At 37.0% G+C, this 19,444-nt stretch carries 18 protein-coding genes; all 18 read right to left on the bottom strand.

The features are described 5' to 3' along the window. Positions 1 to 58 precede the first annotated feature (58 nt). On the bottom strand, positions 59 to 1,159 hold the full coding sequence (locus DWZ67_RS09030) for a GDP-L-fucose synthase family protein (protein WP_120138643.1): 1,101 nt from the start codon (positions 1,157 to 1,159) through the stop codon (positions 59 to 61). A gap of 36 nt (positions 1,160 to 1,195) precedes the next feature. Further along, positions 1,196 to 2,305, bottom strand: coding sequence for a glycosyltransferase family 4 protein (locus DWZ67_RS09025; protein WP_243635143.1), 1,110 nt, complete (start codon positions 2,303 to 2,305; stop codon positions 1,196 to 1,198). 125 nt (positions 2,306 to 2,430) lie between these two features. Then, entirely contained in the window at positions 2,431 to 3,387 is a 957-nt protein-coding gene (locus DWZ67_RS09020) for a glycosyltransferase family 2 protein (RefSeq protein ID WP_120138639.1), read from the bottom strand. Positions 3,388 to 3,393: 6 nt separating this feature from the next. Beyond that, entirely contained in the window at positions 3,394 to 4,521 is a 1,128-nt protein-coding gene (locus DWZ67_RS09015; protein WP_120138637.1) for a polysaccharide pyruvyl transferase family protein, read from the bottom strand. 18 nt (positions 4,522 to 4,539) lie between these two features. After that, on the bottom strand, positions 4,540 to 5,724 hold the full coding sequence (locus DWZ67_RS09010) for a glycosyltransferase family 4 protein (RefSeq protein ID WP_117866172.1): 1,185 nt from the start codon (positions 5,722 to 5,724) through the stop codon (positions 4,540 to 4,542). Continuing rightward, complete coding sequence (locus tag DWZ67_RS09005; RefSeq protein WP_117866171.1) at positions 5,721 to 6,605, bottom strand: beta-1,6-N-acetylglucosaminyltransferase; 885 nt, start codon at positions 6,603 to 6,605, stop codon at positions 5,721 to 5,723. The genes DWZ67_RS09010 and DWZ67_RS09005 overlap by 4 nt, the downstream gene beginning before the upstream one ends. A 40-nt stretch (positions 6,606 to 6,645) precedes the next feature. Next, the gene (locus tag DWZ67_RS09000) at positions 6,646 to 7,527 is read right to left on the bottom strand and encodes an SGNH/GDSL hydrolase family protein (protein WP_117866170.1); all 882 of its coding nucleotides are present in this window, start codon (positions 7,525 to 7,527) and stop codon (positions 6,646 to 6,648) included. Positions 7,528 to 7,535: 8 nt separating this feature from the next. Then, complete coding sequence (locus tag DWZ67_RS08995; RefSeq protein ID WP_117962770.1) at positions 7,536 to 8,930, bottom strand: MBOAT family O-acyltransferase; 1,395 nt, start codon at positions 8,928 to 8,930, stop codon at positions 7,536 to 7,538. A 4-nt stretch (positions 8,931 to 8,934) separates the two neighbouring features. Then, positions 8,935 to 10,128 carry an O-antigen ligase family protein gene (locus tag DWZ67_RS08990; RefSeq protein WP_117866168.1) on the bottom strand — a complete coding sequence of 398 codons (1,194 nt, stop codon included), beginning with the start codon at positions 10,126 to 10,128 and terminating at the stop codon, positions 8,935 to 8,937. A gap of 3 nt (positions 10,129 to 10,131) precedes the next feature. After that, a complete protein-coding gene (locus tag DWZ67_RS08985) occupies positions 10,132 to 11,073 on the bottom strand; it encodes a glycosyltransferase (protein ID WP_165852463.1) in 942 nt (313 codons plus the stop codon). Between the two features lie 350 nt (positions 11,074 to 11,423). Continuing rightward, on the bottom strand, positions 11,424 to 12,176 hold the full coding sequence (locus DWZ67_RS08975) for an acyltransferase family protein (RefSeq protein ID WP_118930921.1): 753 nt from the start codon (positions 12,174 to 12,176) through the stop codon (positions 11,424 to 11,426). Continuing rightward, a complete protein-coding gene (locus DWZ67_RS08970; protein WP_117866164.1) occupies positions 12,160 to 13,188 on the bottom strand; it encodes a glycosyltransferase family 2 protein in 1,029 nt (342 codons plus the stop codon). Before DWZ67_RS08970 ends, DWZ67_RS08975 begins: the two co-directional genes overlap by 17 nt. 6 nt (positions 13,189 to 13,194) lie before the next feature. Further along, a complete protein-coding gene (locus DWZ67_RS20665; protein WP_158589305.1) occupies positions 13,195 to 13,467 on the bottom strand; it encodes an ATP-grasp fold amidoligase family protein in 273 nt (90 codons plus the stop codon). Positions 13,468 to 14,247: 780 nt separating this feature from the next. Next, positions 14,248 to 14,835, bottom strand: a complete 588-nt coding sequence (locus DWZ67_RS20660; RefSeq protein ID WP_120138633.1) for an acyltransferase family protein — start codon at positions 14,833 to 14,835, stop codon at positions 14,248 to 14,250. After that, on the bottom strand, positions 14,832 to 15,803 hold the full coding sequence (locus DWZ67_RS08950; protein WP_117866161.1) for a glycosyltransferase family 2 protein: 972 nt from the start codon (positions 15,801 to 15,803) through the stop codon (positions 14,832 to 14,834). The genes DWZ67_RS20660 and DWZ67_RS08950 overlap by 4 nt, the downstream gene beginning before the upstream one ends. Before the next feature lie 43 nt (positions 15,804 to 15,846). Further along, positions 15,847 to 17,313, bottom strand: coding sequence for a lipopolysaccharide biosynthesis protein (locus DWZ67_RS08945; protein WP_117866160.1), 1,467 nt, complete (start codon positions 17,311 to 17,313; stop codon positions 15,847 to 15,849). 113 nt (positions 17,314 to 17,426) lie between these two features. Further along, positions 17,427 to 18,764, bottom strand: a complete 1,338-nt coding sequence (locus DWZ67_RS08940; protein WP_117866159.1) for a nucleotide sugar dehydrogenase — start codon at positions 18,762 to 18,764, stop codon at positions 17,427 to 17,429. A 435-nt stretch (positions 18,765 to 19,199) separates the two neighbouring features. Then, complete coding sequence (locus DWZ67_RS20085; protein ID WP_005828011.1) at positions 19,200 to 19,355, bottom strand: hypothetical protein; 156 nt, start codon at positions 19,353 to 19,355, stop codon at positions 19,200 to 19,202. Positions 19,356 to 19,444: the final 89 nt, after the last annotated feature.

The raw sequence follows: 19,444 nt of genomic DNA, 5'->3' as shown, positions 1-19,444 counted from the left end.
CTGCGGCAAATGTAAAGATTATGTGTGTAATATACAAGAGGAATGTGAAAAATGTAATTTAGTTGGTCTGATGATTGATGCAGATACCTTTCAGATACCATTCGTACAAACGGTGTATTCCTTCGTCTATTTCTATTTTATGATGCCATCCCAGGTTATGCAGTTTGGTCACATCCGTCAGTTTGCGCAGTGTGCCGTCCGGTTTCGAGGCATCCCATTGCAGCTCACCTTTGAATCCTATTTCGGCTATAATCTTTTCAGCCACTTCCTTTATGCTGAGTTCCTTTCCGGTGCCCACATTGATGTGGCAGTTGCGTATTTCTTTACTGTCCGGAGCATATGTGTCTTTAAAGTCCACATTCAGCAGTACATGTACACTGGCATCTGCCATTTCTTCGCTCCATAGGAATTCACGCAACGGTTTGCCGGTTCCCCACAAGGTGACCGCTTCCGGGGTTATTCCGAAGTTGGCAAGCTCTGCCAGAATCTCCTCGTTGCCATAGCTGCCGTTTACCCCTTTCACCGGACGCAGGTCGATATCTTTGCGTACAGCATCCCAATCCCCTTCGTTGAGGCATTTGGCAAGGTAAATCTTGCGGATCATGGCAGGCAGTACATGGCTGTTTTCCAGGTGGAAGTTGTCGTTCGGTCCATATAGGTTGGTAGGCATCACGGCTATGTAATTGGTTCCGTATTGCAGGTTGAAGCTTTCACACATCTTCAGCCCAGCTATTTTGGCTATGGCATACGGCTCGTTGGTGTATTCCAGCGGAGAGGTCAGCAGCACTTCTTCCTTCATGGGCTGCGGAGCTTCACGCGGGTAGATGCAGGTGCTTCCCAAGAAGAGCAGCTTCTTTACTCCGTGACGGAAACTCTCACCGATTACGTTCTGCTGGATTTGCAGATTCTGATAGATAAAGTCCGCCCGGTATTGCAGGTTTGCCATAATGCCACCCACATGGGCAGCAGCCAGTACCACCGCTTCCGGTCGTTCTTCATCGAAAAATTTCTTTACGGCGGTTCCGTCCAGCAAATCCAGTTCTTTGTGTGAGCGTCCTACTAAGTTTGTATAACCTCTTTGTTGCAGGTTGTTCCAGATGGCAGAACCTACTAAACCACGATGCCCCGCTACAAAAATCTTTGCATTTTTTTCTAACATGACTAATACCCTAGTTATAAAATTAATTTTTTCTATTTACTTCTTGTATGAAGCTATACATTCTTTTAAAATATCTTTCATCCGGTTTTCAAACTTTTCCAAAGTGAATTCCCTTTGAAATTTTTCTTTACCGGCTTTACCCATTTCAGCACATATCATGGGATGGTCTATTAAATATTCTATCTTTTCTGCCAGCTGTTGCGGACTATGTTTTTCCACGATAAATCCGGTTTTGCCTTCCTCTATGATACCGGGGATTCCTCCCTCATTTGTGCTGATGCAGGGTAGTCCCTGTTCCATAGCCTCAAGAAGTACTAATGGGAAACATTCATTATGATAATAAGTGGGAAATATAAATAAGTCTGCTTGCTTAAGAAAAAATTCTTTTTCTTCTCCATATTTGGCTCCGTGTGCCTGTATATACTTGTCTAGATTTTTGTGTTTTACCTTTTGGTTGAATTCACTTTCCGCAATGTCACTCCACTTTCCAATGTAATCACAATGAAATGAATAACCATCGTTCTTTACGATATTTAGTGCATCTATCAAATCCCATACCCCCTTTTCCCTTAACATGTTGCTGAGGAATAATAATTTGAAAGGGGTGTTTCTTTTCTTGGAAAAATCATAGGTTACGTTTTGTGGAATGCCATTGGGACAGTATACCACCTGTTCTGGTTTTACAAATTTTTGGATGTCATTGTAGAGTGGGGGAGCCAGCAGTATTATCTGTATATTCTTGAAAAAGGCTTTGTATAACCATTTGTCCGGCCATTGCCCTTCTCTTGATTTCACACCTTTGTTATGAAAATGTATTATGATTTTCTGTCCCAAACATTTTAGCAGGAATAGGGTACAAAAATCTTTGTAGAAAGCCCCACCTTTGGTATTGGGAGTCAAATAGCATAATTGCGACTTTATTCTCTTTACGGTTTTTGCTATTTGTATCTGTTTTTTTAAGTAAACAATAAGTTTCCTTATTCCTCCTTTTCCTATGTCATTGATATCTTTGGCAAGAGTTAAGTTAAGATAGTGGCAGTCAAAAGCTTCGTTTATTACTTTGCTGTCATGAATATATGCCCCCATCATGGATGCACCGTGTACGGGTGGGGGCATGTGCATTATAAAAAGAACTCTTGGTTTCATGTTTCGGTCAATCAAATTTAAAGTATAGACTTCAACCAGTGTGCTATGGCGAGGTTACCATTATCAGTTTGATGTCTTTCTCTTGGCATATATTGATGATGTACCTATTGTTTATGTGAACTTTACTACTTCCGGTGATACTCCCTGTATTGCAGCAACTTCGCCAACATCCACCAAGTAATAGGAGTATGTTTCGTCATATTCATGAGTTTACCAATGGGGTCCTTCACAAAATATCTGCCATATTTCAAAGCCTCTTGACGGCTCAATGTCAAACGACCGGAGAGAAGTTGGCAATAAGTGAGGTTGCGTGAAATACGGCCACGGGCTTTTAAATAACCAGCAGGTAGTTCATTGGGCAGGCGTGTAACAATGCGCTTTTCCCAATCAGCAATACTGGGCGCGTTGCTCCAGCGTATCATCATTTTGTTTAACCAGCCTTGACTACGGGTCACGTCTCCACCATCGCTTACAAAAAGAATTTCCGGGATAAATCCCCATTGTCCATAGGTAGATACCATAGCCCAAAACTCCAAATCTTCAGTGATGCGAAGGTCTTTACGCTGTCCTCCAATTGTATTAATCACTTCTTTGCGGATTAAGACACTTCCTGTACAGACATGCATGTGCTTTGCCCAGAAAGTGAAAAAATCTTCTAAGATGAAAGCTTCTTTATACTCTTGGTAGCAACTGGGGATTTCAAATGAACCGGAGACAGTGAGGTGACGTTGCGCAACATTTACTGCCACACAATCAGGATGGTTGTCCAAAAATGAAACAGTTTTTTCGATAAAACCTTGTTCCCAATAATCGTCTGCATCCAAATAAGCGCAATAGCGACCTTGTGCTGTCTTAATCCCATTGTTACGGGCAGCAGAAGGTCCTTCGTTTTTTTGTCGTAACAATGTGATGTTGGCTTCTTTTCGGGTTTTGATAATCTCTATGGAATTATCTTTGCTCCCATCATCAATGAGAATAACCTCTATAGCGTAAGATGTTTGTTGGTTGAAAATAGAATCTAATGTGCGGTTAATGGATGGGGCGGCATTATAAACCGGTATGATTACAGATAAATCTATCATAGCATTTTATGGATGTGTACATATATTTAACAAATTATCCAAGTAGGCTTTCGACTTAATCAATTCACGTTGCTTGGTGTGATTGATCTGTTCGTAATCGAAAGGATAATCATAAGCTTTTTCCCATTTTTCTGGACTGTCCAAGATGCAATTGTTTAATCCGAAAAGAGCCATTAAACTCTCCATACGCGAATTCACTTTATGTCGATGTCTGTTAAACACGAATACAGGTTTGTTAAACATGATGGAGAATGCCGTGCCATGAAAGGAATTGGAAATAAAAACTTTACAATGATAAATCATTGAAATAAACTCACGAGGGCCTGCTTTCATGAAGTTTTTGTTGGCATAAAGCAATGGATAAGTATCTGCTATGGCATAAATCTTCAGATGATGCCGCTGTGCATACTCCTTGGCAAATTGCTTTAATTCTTTGTTCCCCTCAAAGTCGTAAATCAATAGATAATCTTTTTTGGGGATGTTTGTTACCATCAATTTTTTCCATTGCTCTGCCGAAAGTAAAAATACAGGATCAAGTGTCCATGTTCCCTCTATATTCATACTTCTTAAAATATCAAGGCCATGATATTCACGTACCGCCACAGCATCAAAAGTTTCCAATGACTTTTGAATGCGTCTTTTGTTTGTCTCGTCTATGTCCAAATACGAAAAACTTGCAGCATATGATGCTTTATGCCCTTGTTTGACAAACTCCAGGAAGAAAGCCGGATCACGTCCGGCTTCATAAAACACGTTCCATATCTGGTCGCTCCCTACAATGTATAAATCTGCTTTTGGAGGGTTGTTACAAAGTTCTTTATACGAAGTATACCTTAAGGACGTTTCCTTTAGTGTCCGATGATTGAATATGTCGAATGTTTGTTTCCTGCCTAAAGTTGTCTGGCGCTGTAGATACTTCATCACCCGATAGGCAGCACGTGTCAAGGTATATCTGCTCAACTTCGATTCAGGATTCACCCATTTGTAATTATATTTGCGAGTTAGATAGTCTGGTTGGTAATTGATGATTTCCACTTCGTGTCCTAGATTTGTCAAATATTGTTGTAGGGCATAGGCTTGCAGTGATGCGCCATAATTATAAACATCGTATGTGGTAAGTGTGTTTATTTTCATAAATTGTTTTGATAGAACTTATTTTTTGCAATGTTTTTGGGCAATATCAATAGCGGCCATAATACTTTGGGCTGCTCTTTCAGCTGTATGTTTACTTACAATGCGCTTAGACACTTCACCCATTTCCTTTAACCGTTCCTTATTGTTTACAATATTTTGTAAGGTGTCAATGATGGACTGTTCATTGTATGTATCAAACACCCAACCGTTTTCTTTAGTGATTAATTCCGGGTGGCATCCATTGTATATCGTAGTAGCTACGGGTAATCCACAGGCCATTGCTTCTGGTACCACAAGACTCCAGTTGTCTTCTACTGTAGGGAGGATGAAACAATCTGCAGCTTTATAATATTGGGCAATACTATCATAGTCAATGCCTCCTATTAATATCACATCTTGTATCTTTTCGTTTACTATACGGTCACGCAATGGTTGTTCCAAACGTCCATATCCCACATAAACTAAAGTGCAATTTTCTTTGCAATGTGATTTAAATTGTTTCCAAGCAGTCAACAATTGATCAACTCCTTTGATGGGTATTAATTGACCTACAAATAGAATCATGAGCCCCTTGGGGGGGATTTTTAATTCTTTTTTTACTTTGACAATATCTTCATTCGCTATATTTTGTATGGTTCTTGACATACCTGAAATGTCTGCTACCATATGCCCAAATGTTAATCGCTTACTGTCAAACCCTAAAGAGCGAACGTATTCTCCACATAAAATACCGTTACAATCAATAGCGTCTATCCAACGGGAAACTATTTTTCGGTACCATATCCGTAGTCTTCCAGCATTACGTTCTGTATGTGCTGTTCGTTCATAGCACATTACATGAGGAATTCTTTTTAATGCACGTACTGCAAGTGCTGCATATGTCCATTGCATAAATCCATCAGAAATTAATACATCTGGCTTACTGTCAAGAACTTGTTTGATAAGTCCTGGACTAATAGGAATTCTAAAGGTAGTATTACTTTTTGAGGCATTATCAATTTTGGGTTTATTTCCAATACGAAATTCTTTTTCTCGGGCGATTGCTTTATCCCCTAGAACTTCTTTTATTTTTTTTTGTGTCCGCTCTGGTGGAATGTCCTTATAATAAATTACAGTAAGGTTTCTTCCGCAGAGTTTGTTTAGCTCCTGATAAACAGGAATACGATAATCAAGAAAGCTACGTGTTACCCAAGTTATCTTCATACAACGTTTTTATTGTTATTTACATAATCTGAAATTTTTTCAACCAAATCCCAATGCTCTGAACTGAATTTGCGAGCGAACAACATATTTGAATTGATTAATTCATCATAATCTTTTAACTGCCAAATATATGGATTTCCCCTTTGCCAATCTACTTTTCGCAAACACCCCTTATATTCATCTGTTTTTGAATAGAATTTATCTACAAATGGAGAATTGATTAATAAAATCGGTTTGTAAATTTCGTCACAAGCGAATGTATATCGAAACCTTTTGTAGATATAATCTTGTTTGGAAAGAATATAACTTACAGCTTCTTCTGTAAGAGAACTCCAAGTTGTGCCTTTGACTAAAATCGGTATCTCTTTATGCGAGCGCATAATTGGCAGAATCTTTTGCAGTTTTACTAAAATCGAGTTCAAAATACCTTCAATTTGACTTCTCCACCCAAATCCGCGGAGATGCTTGGTGAAAAGATGGTAATACATAATCTTGCTTTTTGTACGCCAAGCATTTTGCATAAGACCATAGAATTCTATTCCATTATGTTCTTCAAAAAAACGGTGAATAAAATTTTGTGATTTGAGAGGTAAATCGATTCCGCTCATTAAGTGGTAGTATCCATACGGACCATGATTATGAGCTAATTTATACAATTCCATTTCTGCCCATGCAATTGTACAATCTGCCCATCTTACATCTATCCGATGTTCATTAGATACAGTGAATAGCTTTGAATACACAGGGTGATATTTTATATCATAAGACACTTTTTTGTCTATGTGAACATAAATATCATTTCCGGGATAATCCAATAGATCCAAAAGTCTTTCCAAAATTTTAAAGTCTGTATGTGCTACAATTAAATATGCATGTTTCATGTAACATAATAGGAATAAGAAAGAATTACCAAGAAACTGTTTAAAATTGATTTTTTAAAAATTGAATCAATGAATCTGTAACTAAAGTCTGACCGTTAACGTTTAAGTGAAGGGGATCAAAAAAAAGTTCATAATTAGATTCATGTTTTGTGAAGTCAATAAAATAGACCATATTATTGTTCGCCAATTTTCGGTAATACTCCATTATGTATTTATAGTTTTCTGGTTGTGTATGGTTTATTGTATCAAGTGTAGGAGTGTTAACTAAATAAACTTTTATGCCGCGTTTTGTCAGCATATGTATTAGCTCATTCAATTTAGACATAAGTTCCTTATTAAAGCTAATGTTACTTTTCCATTTGGAACGCTGTTTCTCAAATTCGTCCATATTTATTTGATTTGTCTTATAGTTTTTGTCATCGTGCATCCAGCCGCGAACAGATGAGTTTATCAAGTCATCGCTATAACGAGACAACCGGATGATTTTGTGCTGCCAATATTCTGTAGGTTTTGCGTGTCTTTTTAAATAGTCGTTCACATTCTTGTCTTCATAGAATGGATAAAATAGCGTATAGCAATTTTTACTAATATTACCTTCTGAAAAAGTAAAAGCATCCACTCCGATTAATGCTGCTTTTAATTTTTTTGAGTATTTTGAGTTTAAATACTGTTGAGTCATTAGATATCGTTCGGGTAAACTTACTCCAGTACGAGTATATTTACTTATTTTGCATTTTAGTCCTTTTTCCAATTTGTCTCTATCCACTCCCATCATCATATGGCTATGACCTACTATTAATATTTCAGACTCTTGTCTTAATCCAAACCCTTTGTTTAATCCTTCTTTTAATAAACTGCTGATAGCAAAATCAAGAAAGAAAAAAACTGCAATGGCAATCAATATTTTATATAATTTCTTCATGTGTCAATTTAAAATTTGAAATAAACAAACTGCGCGCCCGATTGTCCTAATAGAGAAATAGAAAGCAACGTTATCACCAAGAATGCTAAGTTTTTTCCATCATAAGGATTGTTTTCACTTTCTGTTATAGTTATCACTTTCTTATAAGCCAATATTTCAAGTATGATAAATAGTGCTAATGCTGCTAACATTAAAACGAAGCCCATTAGCGATGCGGTGGTGTATTGCCGCCCCCAATCTCTAAATACTCCATTTATCATAGCCGTTGCATCATTGAATGTGTTGGCACGGAAAAAGACCCAAGCCAGTGACACTACTATATATACATAGATGCCTTGTACCCATATACGCCAAAATGACAAAAATTGGTTTTTCAGCCCGCTGATATGTTCTATCAAATACAATACGGCATGTAATGCTCCCCAAAAAATGAAAGTCCAAGCTGCTCCATGCCACAATCCACTAACTAAGAACACTAGTGAAATATTGATATACCATCGCCATTTCGGCACTCTATTTCCTCCACAGGCAATGTAGAGATATTCGGTGAACCAAGACGTAAGTGATATATGCCATTTTTTCCAAAATTGCCTAATTGTAGTGCTGAAATAAGGAAAGCGGAAATTATCATTTAATCTGAATCCCATCATTTTTGCCACACCGATTGCCATGTCTGTATATCCGCTGAAATCGCAATATATCTGTATACTGTATAATGCGATTGCAAGCAGGTTTGAATTTCCTGAATAGAAGTCCGGGTGTTCAAAAACGGAATTTGTATATATGGCTATGCGATCGGCTACTACCACTTTTTTGAAAAGTCCCCAAGCAAATAATTCGCTACCTCTTAATAGATTGTCATTGGTGATAGGGTGTAATTTGTGCAGTTGGGGTAATAGATTGCGCCCCTTTTCAATCGGGCCGGATAGTATATTAGGGAAGAAGGACACAAACAACATAAAGTCAATTAAAGGAGCTTTTTCTTTTATTTTTCCCCGATATATATCAATGGTATAGGTCAATGCCTGAAACGTAAAAAATGAAATTCCGATAGGGAGTACCCATGTGGCAAAATTTTCATTAGCTAGTCCAAGAACGTCCACAATAAAAAAATGAGCATATTTATAGCAAATTAATGGCAGAAGACTTAGTATGACAGTAGTACCACATACCCATTTACGTTTTTGCTGCAACAAACTTTTGCCGCTTATCCAATTAAGTAGTGTAATAGCTCCTAATAGTACAACGTACGTAGGTGATAGTTGAGCGTAGAACCAATAACTGGCTATTAGTAATATTGTATTACGTAAGAATACTCCACCCCATTTTAATTTTTCGTGTATCCATAATGTAGCTAATAGGGGAACTAAGAATAATAAAAAATTAATATCAGAAAATAACATGTTCTTATTTGGTTTTATATTGAATGGTGTGTATTAATGCGAAAAGTCCCAAGATGGGTGGTAAGGTATAATTCCATTCAGAACCCACAGCAGGGAACGATAGATTGTTAACGGTTACAACAGCGAGCATGGGCAAAAGTATGGTCATTTCTGTGCCATATTTGGAAGAAAATGTACCTTGAATATTTATCCATATTGTTTTCAAATAAAACCATCCAAAAATAATAGCTCCTGCAATGCCTGTCCCCAAAAGGACAGATAAAAAGCCGTTGTGGGTGGAATAAGCGGCAGGAAGTCCGGTTAAGTCAACCAAATGCCGTTCACCAACTATATAGCCTAAACCAAACCAAGGATGTTTCCTCCAAGTATCAAACACCACATTCCAAATAATCTGCCTGCCTGTACCAGATTCAACGGCTTCTTGTGATTTGCCGTAAAATACGTACTCGAACACTAAATCTTTAAAAAAATAATAGAATGCCGAGAAAAACAAAAAAGTGACTGCAAGTTTTGGAATGTTTACACCTTTTTTAGTGCATGATAACATTACGAACAAGCCAACTATAAAGGCAATATTAGAAGCAGATGAGGTTCCCATAAGCAACATGAAAAAATTCCAGTATACAAGAGGTGCTAAATGACGTATTTTGTAATGGTTTTTCATTTTCCATGCCATTAAGGCACCCATAGCGGCAATAAGGCTGTGGGTATTGGTGTGGACCAATATGCTTTTAAATGCCAGTACTTTTGCAAAATATCCTATTGTTGCCGATAATGTACATAGATACAATAGATATAGCATGGCTTTTCTCCTGCTTTTTGTTTTCCACATGATTACAGAAACTAACATGTAAGATGAGATTAGTTCTAAACATTTTGAAAAGAGAGCTTTATAATCAGGAAATATAGCCCATAAAAAACTGAGTAATGCAAATATGTAGAACACAAAATAAGATTTAGTTGCTTGAATAGCCGGTGTCAAACTTTTACTTTCTTTAAATGCATAGTAGTAATTGAGTATCGTGCAAAGTAACATCAAGAGAGTGCCTCCGCCTACACTTTCGTTTCCGACATCTTGTTGCACATTAAATATGGTTTTTCTACTCATGTGTAAGAGAATGAGTAAGGTATATATCCAGATTTCTTTGGGATATATCTTTTGGAATAATTTATAATGATATGTTATAAAATTCATCATTAGTTACATTTTAGAGATTTTTTCGTATATCCATAGCAACCAACTATGCTCACGTCTATATTCTTTATAATATAATATTCTACTTTCCGTTTCTATGGCATTGCGTTTGTCTGTTTTCACAGTGGTACTTCCTCCTTCATAATGTATTACAGAAACCGATGGCTCAAATGCGAAACTCCAGCCATGAAGTATAAAACGCTCTGCTAATATCGCTTCTTCATAATAAAGGAATGTGCGTGAATCAAATCCCTCAACAACATGGAATCTATCTGCTCTTACTAGCATAAAAGCGCCACTCACCCAATAGCACTTCCCTTTTGGGGGCTTTGGGGTAGTAGTAGGGAGCATAGCTTGTTTGGTTGTAGTATTCTGTCTTCTTAGTTGGGTTGATTCGGATATTGTAAATGTCGCTTTTTGATTTTTCATGGTTTCTCTTTTTCTCTTTTTTCTTAAGAAAGGGAAAAGTTTCCATCCTATAAGTCTTTTAGGTGAAATATATTTCATATGGGGACTTTGGTCGTTTCCATCTAAGCCTATCACTCTTGGTCCTACTCCAGCACATTGCTCATCTTGATAGAAAGTAGTGGCAAGCACATTTAAAATATTAGGATTCATTATCTCAATATCATCATTAGAAAATAGGTAATTGTCAAATGATATCCCGCTCTTTTTCAAAATATTTACGCCCCAATTGTTTCCCTTGGCATACCCCAAATTTTCAGTAGTAGATATGCACCATCCTTTGGGATGGTCGGCTACTTGTTGCGATTGGTTTATATATAATAATTCACAATCATAAGCAAGATTGCGTCCATATTCTTCGGTTGCATCCACAGCAACAACTATAACACGATATGTATCAGAGAGCTTCGAAAGCTGTTTTACTACATATTTACGAGTGCCTTCTGCATTGTGATAAGACACAACTATGATACCTGTCATCATTTTACTTGTTTCTTTTAAAGATATTGAAAACATGAAGCAATATCATTTCATAGAGTTTTGATAAGGCAATAGGCAAGGTACATCCTGCTAATATATAAAGCCCCATCCACTCCATGGAGAGGTAATTTATACACGGAAATTCAGCGATGCGCTCTAACGGATAATCATACATCAAGCATTGCAAGAGATTTACCGCCTTAAAGGCAAGAAAGTGCAATAACATAATGGAAAAACTGTAATCTCCACAAATGGCAATCCAATTTCCAATCTTGCTGTTGGAAATCAAGTGCGATAAGCAATATACCATTAAAGCCCCCATTGCCGCTATAAGCAAGATTGTTATAGGATTTTCAACATTCACGTTGGCTGGCTGCAAACGCCCGTAGATACCGATGGAAGTCAGCCAAAGAAGCAGTATCAAAAGTACGGTAAATAGGATTGCATATAAGAGTTGCATATTTCGCCCCCCCCCCCCTATTTATCTTTTTTTTACATTTTGAAAAAAGGAAACCTTCATAGAATATCCCACATATTATCATATATTGCCAGATGCAATAAGGACTTTCCAAATGTACGGCATAAAGGCAGATAGAAGCTATACCAATCAGAACCGAGAATACTAAAATTTGGTTTACCTGTTTCGATAGGTTGTTCTTTAGTAGTGAAGCCGTTTTAAAAGCTCCCCAACTTATCAAAGAAACAATTAGCATAGCCGGACAAAACCACATGGCGCCCATTAAAGTTTCGTGTGAAACCATCCGTACTGTGACATGAAACAGTTCTTTCAATATATCTGTAGCAGTTAAAACATTAGAATAGATGTACATATTGTGTAGTGCATTATGCAATAACGCGCACCCAATGCCTGCGCACACAAACGGTATATACAAACGCTTTATTTTTTTTATTAGGTAATTCTTGGGAGCAGCCAGATACTTTTCTTTAAAGAAATATCCGGCTATAAAGAAGAATATAGCCAAATGATATTGGTTGACAAAAATTTCCCAAAACGACGAGTTTACGCAATGCCCTATCACTACGCTGATGATAGCAATTCCCTTTATAATAGAGAATGTAGGGTTATGTTCATTCTTGAAAACCATACAGTTTATCGTAACTCTTTATGTCCATGTATTTTTCGTTCATCAATAATTCCCATTTTTGCATATTTCTTGCATTGAGTCTTTTAATCTTCGGGAAAAGCAACTTTATAGCTTTGGGCGAGATATAAGCACAGGCAAGTGCTCTTATCGCATACCATTTGCGAACCTTGATCCATGGAATATTTACGAAGGCTTTCATAGTAGTTACATCAGTTGCGAAAATGCGTATAAATTTCAATAAATAGCATTCAAGATCTTTGTCGTATTTTTCCAATTGCCCGACATCTAATGATAATAATATTTTTTTTATCAGATGAAGATGACTTTTCAAGTGCTGCTTGCTGCTGATCTTACTGCTAATACTGCCGTTAGTTTTAAAAATACGATAAAAATAATCCGGCTTAGTATCAGCGTAAGCGTATTTACATCCTTTCAACAATGCCTGTATGTTAAAGTCGGAATCTTGCATGGAAAGTAAATTTTCATCCCATTCGAGTTTTCGCTCTTTATATGACAACACCCTATAAATATTAGTCCATCCTACCATCGGCAAAGTCCAATTTAATAAAGCCTTTAAGGTGTCATCAAACAGCTGGTAGCCATAAACATAGTGATACTTATGGTCTTCGCAAACCATAAGAGCCGGGAAAATGGCAAAGTCTAAGTCTTTATGTAAATCCATGTAAGAAACCCTTTGCTCAAAACAATAAGGAGCGATAAGATCATCGGCATCGAAAAAGATAACATATTCAGAATCGCTCGCTAAACTCAGCCCCATGTTTCTGCACGTTTGCGCACCTTTGGGCAGGCGATTCCTTAAATGATATGCAATACGTTGGTCTTTTTTACTAAAACCTTTGACAACTACTGCCGTGTTGTCCGTGGAATGATCGTCAATTAGCAAAAGACGCCAATCTTGAAAACTCTGGTTCAAGATACAATTTAATAGTTGCGCGATGTATTTTTCGCAATTCCAGCATGGAACTACCACTGTTAGTTTGGGTGTGTGCATTTTAATTTATATTTTTACTTTTTGAACCATCAAGATAAGGAACTTCTTCGTGAAGTATGTCATACGTCCGGCAGTTGATGTGAAGGTTAATTCTCCAAAATACACATGCCCGTCTATTTTATAGAAATCAACTCTAACGACCTTGAAAGGTTCAGAAAGTTTGCGTGCGTATTCTATCATATCAGCGAGCTTTGAAGGCTGTGGTACCATATGATTATTCTTGTAATCAGGCGATATGTATCGGTCTAAATTTTCCCATTTTAAAGAGAATAGATTCAACTCCCTCTCTCTTGGGGGTAATATTTTTCTGCAATAATTAATGGTTTAATATTCAGATAATGAGGTTTTGCTGTCATTTTACCGAATTTCCGGTGTAGTTTTTTTTGAGTATATGATTAATGTGTTTTTTATCAATGTTCATCTTGTCATGAACAAGGATTGTGTCCAATTAATATGTTTATGAAAAATTTCATAATACAAATAATCCGCCAGCTTTTAAGGATTATATATTGAGTAAAACTTCTTGATGTAATAACGATATTCCCTTCTGACCTTTTGGGGCATATTCTGTAACTTCATCTTTCTTTATTATTGTAAATTTACGCTAAACTAATCAACCTATAAATAGAATATTGAGCCATTTTTGAATCCTGCCATTCGTAGTGTTCAAGTTGCGTATCAATTGCTCTTGCAAAAAAACTATGAGAAACGCTGCGCTCATAGCGATAGCAAACTTAGCCATATAATGCATGTCACTGTTTGTATATGTAAAAAATTCCACAAACGGAATATGCCAAAAATATATCCAAATAGTATGTGAGCCAATGTATTTAAAAAAAGTGCTTACTTTACCCTCTAACATGCCATTTATTTTTCGTTCTATAGATTTTCTTCTCATCCATAATATGCTAATTATTGCAATAGCGAATGAGGAATAATATATTTGAGGAGGATATTTATATGCACTTGTCACAATGAATTGGTGCGAAGTAGAATAATAGTAAAATGCAATAATGGTAAATATCAACAATCCAGATCGTTGTATTGTGTAATATATTTTTACCCCCCCGTTTTAACAGTAACCATGCCTAATATGAAAAATATGGAATAGGGTATTATTTGCGCAAAAATATTCCACAGAAGAAAATCTGTATTGATATACCTAAGCGTTATTTCATAGCAAACGTAAACAAGTGTTAATTGTGTGGCTATTTTCTTAGAACTGTTGATGAAATTAATATATTTTTTAAATAAAGGTGCCAATAAAGCAATCAGAAAAAATACCCTTATTATCCAAACAAACCAATAAGTATAGAAGATGCTATTGAAAAGCAGGAATTTGGCCATAAAATTGGATGAAAGAAATGACAGAACGCACCCATATCCCCATATGAATATCCACGCAGGAAGTATCAGACGCTTGAAGCGCTTCCAGCAATAAGAACCATAAGATTCGTTTTTAGAACTTAATGCATATGACACTCCTGAAAGGAAAACCATCATAGGTACATTAAATTCTGTCAACTGACATACAAAATTACTATCAGGATGACAATGTATAAGAATAATGGCAATTAGAGCAAAGCTACGTAGTATATCAATACTGTTATCTCTAGTTTTAGTGGCAGAACTTATTATCGTTTTCATTTAATAGTTTTTTTCTTTCCTTTTTTCAAGCCCTTAGCTTTTCTATAGCACCATGAATATATCCGATAAATAAATTTATATTGGCAAAACCAAAGAAATCGTCTGTCTATATATCGATACAAAGGTTCCTTCCCATAAGTAGCTATAAATGTTTTTAAAGCTTGATACTCTTCGTGTTGAAAAGATCGTGACGGGTTAAAGAAGTTGCTTACACACGTTGCTTTTTTTAGCAATTTTGCATAGTTCCATTGAGGGTCATCCCCTAAAATCATACGATTAATCTTACCTATCCGAAGTCCATATTCATCAGACATTGATATTGTATTCATCACTCCATTAGGATTCTCGCAATAAACATATGTGCATTCATTTATTATTTTAGCTTGAGATATATGCTTACCAATATACAGATTCGTAGTAAAATCTTCACCGATTGTAAGCTTGTTTTTAATGCACAAATTAAATATATAATCGTCTAATAGGTTTCTACAAAATAAAGAACCGCACATATATGCATCAAGATCTCCTAAAAAAATTTGCTCTATAAACTCTTTTGAGGTCAAAGATTTAGTCTGATACTCATTCTTCCCTTTGCGAGGCGTAGCGTTATTAACGCATACCACACCTTTCACTATGTCGCAGCCATTGCCAATTTCAGCAGCCATTACTTCCAAAGAATAAGGAGGAAGCAAATCATCTGAGTCAAGAAAAGCGACATACGCTCCATCGCTATGGTGCAAGCCAGTTAATCTTGCCCCGTGAGCACCGCGATTTTCTTGCTCCACCACGATGATACGCCTATCTTGTTCTGCCATTTTCCGGCAAACAACCACCGAATCATCGGGGCTGCCGTCAATCACTAAAATTAATTCCCAATGAGTATATGTTTGAGAAATAACCGAACGCACTGTACGCTCAATAAACTTCTCAGCCTTATAAATAGGTACGATTACTGATATTTTTTCCATCAAATACTATTCTTTTACTTTTTAAATTATCATCAACCTTTTTTTATTTAGGTGTTTTTTCAGCCATACCAATAGACCTTTTTGATTTTACTATTTCAATGAGGTCATTATAATTTTCATCATTTGTAAGAATAGATATGCCTATATAACTAATTATGCCAATAAAACTACCTAAAATGAACTGATAATAATAATTTGAAGTTAAGAACATAGGTATTGAACATAACAATCCCATAGCCCATGCTTTTGCAAGCAGAGGAATAATACACTTCATTTGTTCCCAAAAGCCTAATTGAATAAATTTGCCTGTATAATAACAGTTAACACTATAGGCTATTAAGCCGTAAAAAGCACGGCCAAAGCACAACCACCAAAGACCAAAGGGAATTGTCGTAAATAAAATAGACAAACCTATTATACGATTAACTATGTCCAATTTTAATATAAGGTCAGTTCGTCCTTTTACATACAAAATATTCAAATTAACACGAGTCAACGGATCAAACATATAGCCAAATGCTAATACTTGTAATAAAGGAACACAAAAAATCCATTTTTCACCTATCAATAGAACAATAAAAGGTTCTGCGAGCACAATTAGTCCTACTAAAATGGGATGAATAATATATATAGGAAGCCGCAGAATTTTTTGATAGCTTCGTCGTAAACGGTTTGTATCATCTTGTACTTTGCACATTAATGGATATGCAACTTTCATCACAACACTTATCAATGTACTGGACGGTAAATCAGCGAATTGATTAGCACGATTGTAGTGTCCCACTTCCGTTGGAGTAAAAACACGACCAATAACCAATGTATATAGATTATTATAAATACTAAATAAAAATCCGGACACTAATACCTTGCTCCCAAAATTAAACAGATAGTGGAAAGACTTCCTTGAGAAAACAAACATTGGTATCCATCTTGTATATATTTCAACGAATAAGACTCTTAGCAAACAGGCTGAGACTTGTTGGAATACAAGCGACCAAACTCCAAATCCAACATAAGCCAAGACAATCCCTATGATTCCGGAAATGAGATATGAAGTGATATTTATAATTGAAGAGGCTTTAAATTTAAGTTCTACAGACAGCTTGGCGTTTTGCGAAATAATTAGAGAATTAAATACAAAACCTAACGAAATAACCTTGATTACATCTGTAAGCTCAGCTGTATGATAAAAAACGGCAATATGTGGTGCCGCTATAAACAATATTACATACAAAAACAATCCAACAATTACATTAAAATAAAAACAAGTTGAATAATCGACCTCATTCCTATCTTTTTTTTGAATCAATGCGCTGCCAAAACCACTGTCGAGAATTGATTGCGCCAAATCGGTAAATATAACGGTCATGCCCACAATCCCAAACATTGACGGTTCAAGAATACGGGCGATTATTATTCCGATTATTAATCTAAGAAATTGGTGACCAAACCGTTCCATAGCTGTCCATAACATTCCGGAAACGGCACTGCTCCTTAAAGATGCTTTCATTATCCCAAGATTTCTATTTAGATTGTAAGTACTCAATTTAGGGTATCCTTCTTTGAAAGGGCTCTTTAGAGTGTCCTAAAAATGAGTATGGCTAAAAATTCAATTGATTTTACTCAGTCCCTCCTGAAAATATCCCTCGTATAAATCTTCTCCTTCACATCCTCCAAACAAGCATCATATCGATTGGCTATTATCGCATGGCTCTGCTTCTTGAACTTGTCCAGATTATTCACCACCCGGTTGCCGAAGAACGTGCTTCCATCTTCCAGTGTCGGTTCGTAGATGATAATCTCTGCCCCTTTTGCCTTTATCCGTTTCATTACACCTTGAATGGATGATTGTCGGAAATTATCCGAATTGGACTTCATCGTCAAGCGATATACGCCAATTACAACTTGCTTTTCTTTTGCAACATCATAATTACCTTCTGCATAACTATAGTAACCGGCTTTCTGCAATACACGGTCAGCAATGAAATCCTTGCGTGTGCGATTGCTTTCCACAATGGCGGTCATCATGTTTTGGGGGACGCGGTCGTAATTGGCAAGGAGTTGCTTTGTATCTTTAGGTAAACAATAGCCGCCGTAACCGAAAGAGGGGTTGTTGTAGTGTGTGCCGATACGTGGGTCGAGACATACTCCGTTGATGATGGCTGCGGTATCAAGCCCTTTCATTTCGGCATACGTGTCGAGTTCGTTGAAATAGCTGACACGCAGGGCAAGGTAGGTATTGGCGAAAAGTTTTACGGCTTCGGCTTCTTTCATACCCATAAATAGGGTATCTATGTTCTCTTTAACAGCACCTTGTTGGAGCAATGCTGCGAAAATTTTGGCATATTCTTCCGCATTGGGATTGCTGATGGCATTTATAGCTGTATTTTCTTCTGTAAATTCTGTTCCTTCAATAATTTTAGGATAACCTACTATGATGCGAGAAGGATAAAGGTTATCGTAAAGTGCTTTACTCTCACGCAAAAATTCCGGAGAAAAGAGCAGGTTGAATTTCTTGCCTTCCAGTTCCGGATTGTGAAGGAATTGTTGTGCATATTTTATATAGAGTGAACGGGTATAGCCCACGGGGATGGTTGATTTGATGATCATTACCGCATCCGGATTTACGCTGATGACGAGGTCTATCACATCTTCGATATGATGGGTGTCGAAGAAGTTCTTCACCGGGTCGTAGTTGGTAGGAGCGGCAATAACGACGTAGTCCGCATCTTTGTAGGCTGCCTTGCCGTCCAGAGTAGCAGTTAGGTCAAGCTCCTTTTCTGCCAAATACTTCTCTATATATTCATCCTGAATGGGTGATTTCTTGTTGTTGATAAGTTCTACTTTATTAGGGATTATATCGACAGCAGTGACATGGTTGTGCTGTGCAAGCAAAGTTGCAATACTCAGACCTACATAGCCGGTACCTGCAACGGCAATATTATATTGTTTCATAATCATGATTATATTTTATATGGAATAGCTGCTTACTTTTTCTAATATCTATACCATAAAATTCACAGATTCTTGTAGGTAATTTTTCTTTTCAATTTCTGTCAATTTATGTAATCAGTGGTAAGCCGAAATGACACCTGTGTCACCCCTTAAACATAAATACCCGTTACGCGCGCGAGACAAATTATCAATATGCACAGACCTGTATCGTTTGTGTGTGATAAATATTAGCCTAATAGGGAGTATTGGAAAAAGGGTGCCACAAGTGTCAAGGTTGCAAGTGAAGTTAAGGCTTCAGGACTCCGGTATGGATTCTGTAGTTCCTCAAATCACTCTCCAGGCAATCTGCCACCTCTTTCTCAAAACTCTCCCTTTCTTGGTCTGTTTTCGGGAACGACCTCCAGAAATGCGTTATGGCATGTATCTGGTTGATGTTGTTGCTCAGCCCTTTTTTAAAAGGTTGTAGGTTCTGGTACTCATCATCGTTGCTTGGGCGATGGTCTCGTTGGTCAGATGTCTGCCGTTAACGAGCTGTTCTTTCTGGCATTTGCTCAGAAAGGCTCCGAATGCCGGTGTCACCGGCTCTTTCTTTGTCATGTTGACTCTTTTAATTGTTAAACAATAATAAAAACAAGCGAAATCATTTCCATGTAGTGGAAACGACCGGACTTGTGTATCTGGGCACT

Origin of the sequence: Bacteroides sp. AF34-31BH (assembly GCF_003602795.1) — a bacterium.
Lineage (GTDB): Bacteria > Bacteroidota > Bacteroidia > Bacteroidales > Bacteroidaceae > Bacteroides > Bacteroides uniformis.
This window is presented reverse-complemented; position numbering and strand designations above follow the sequence as displayed.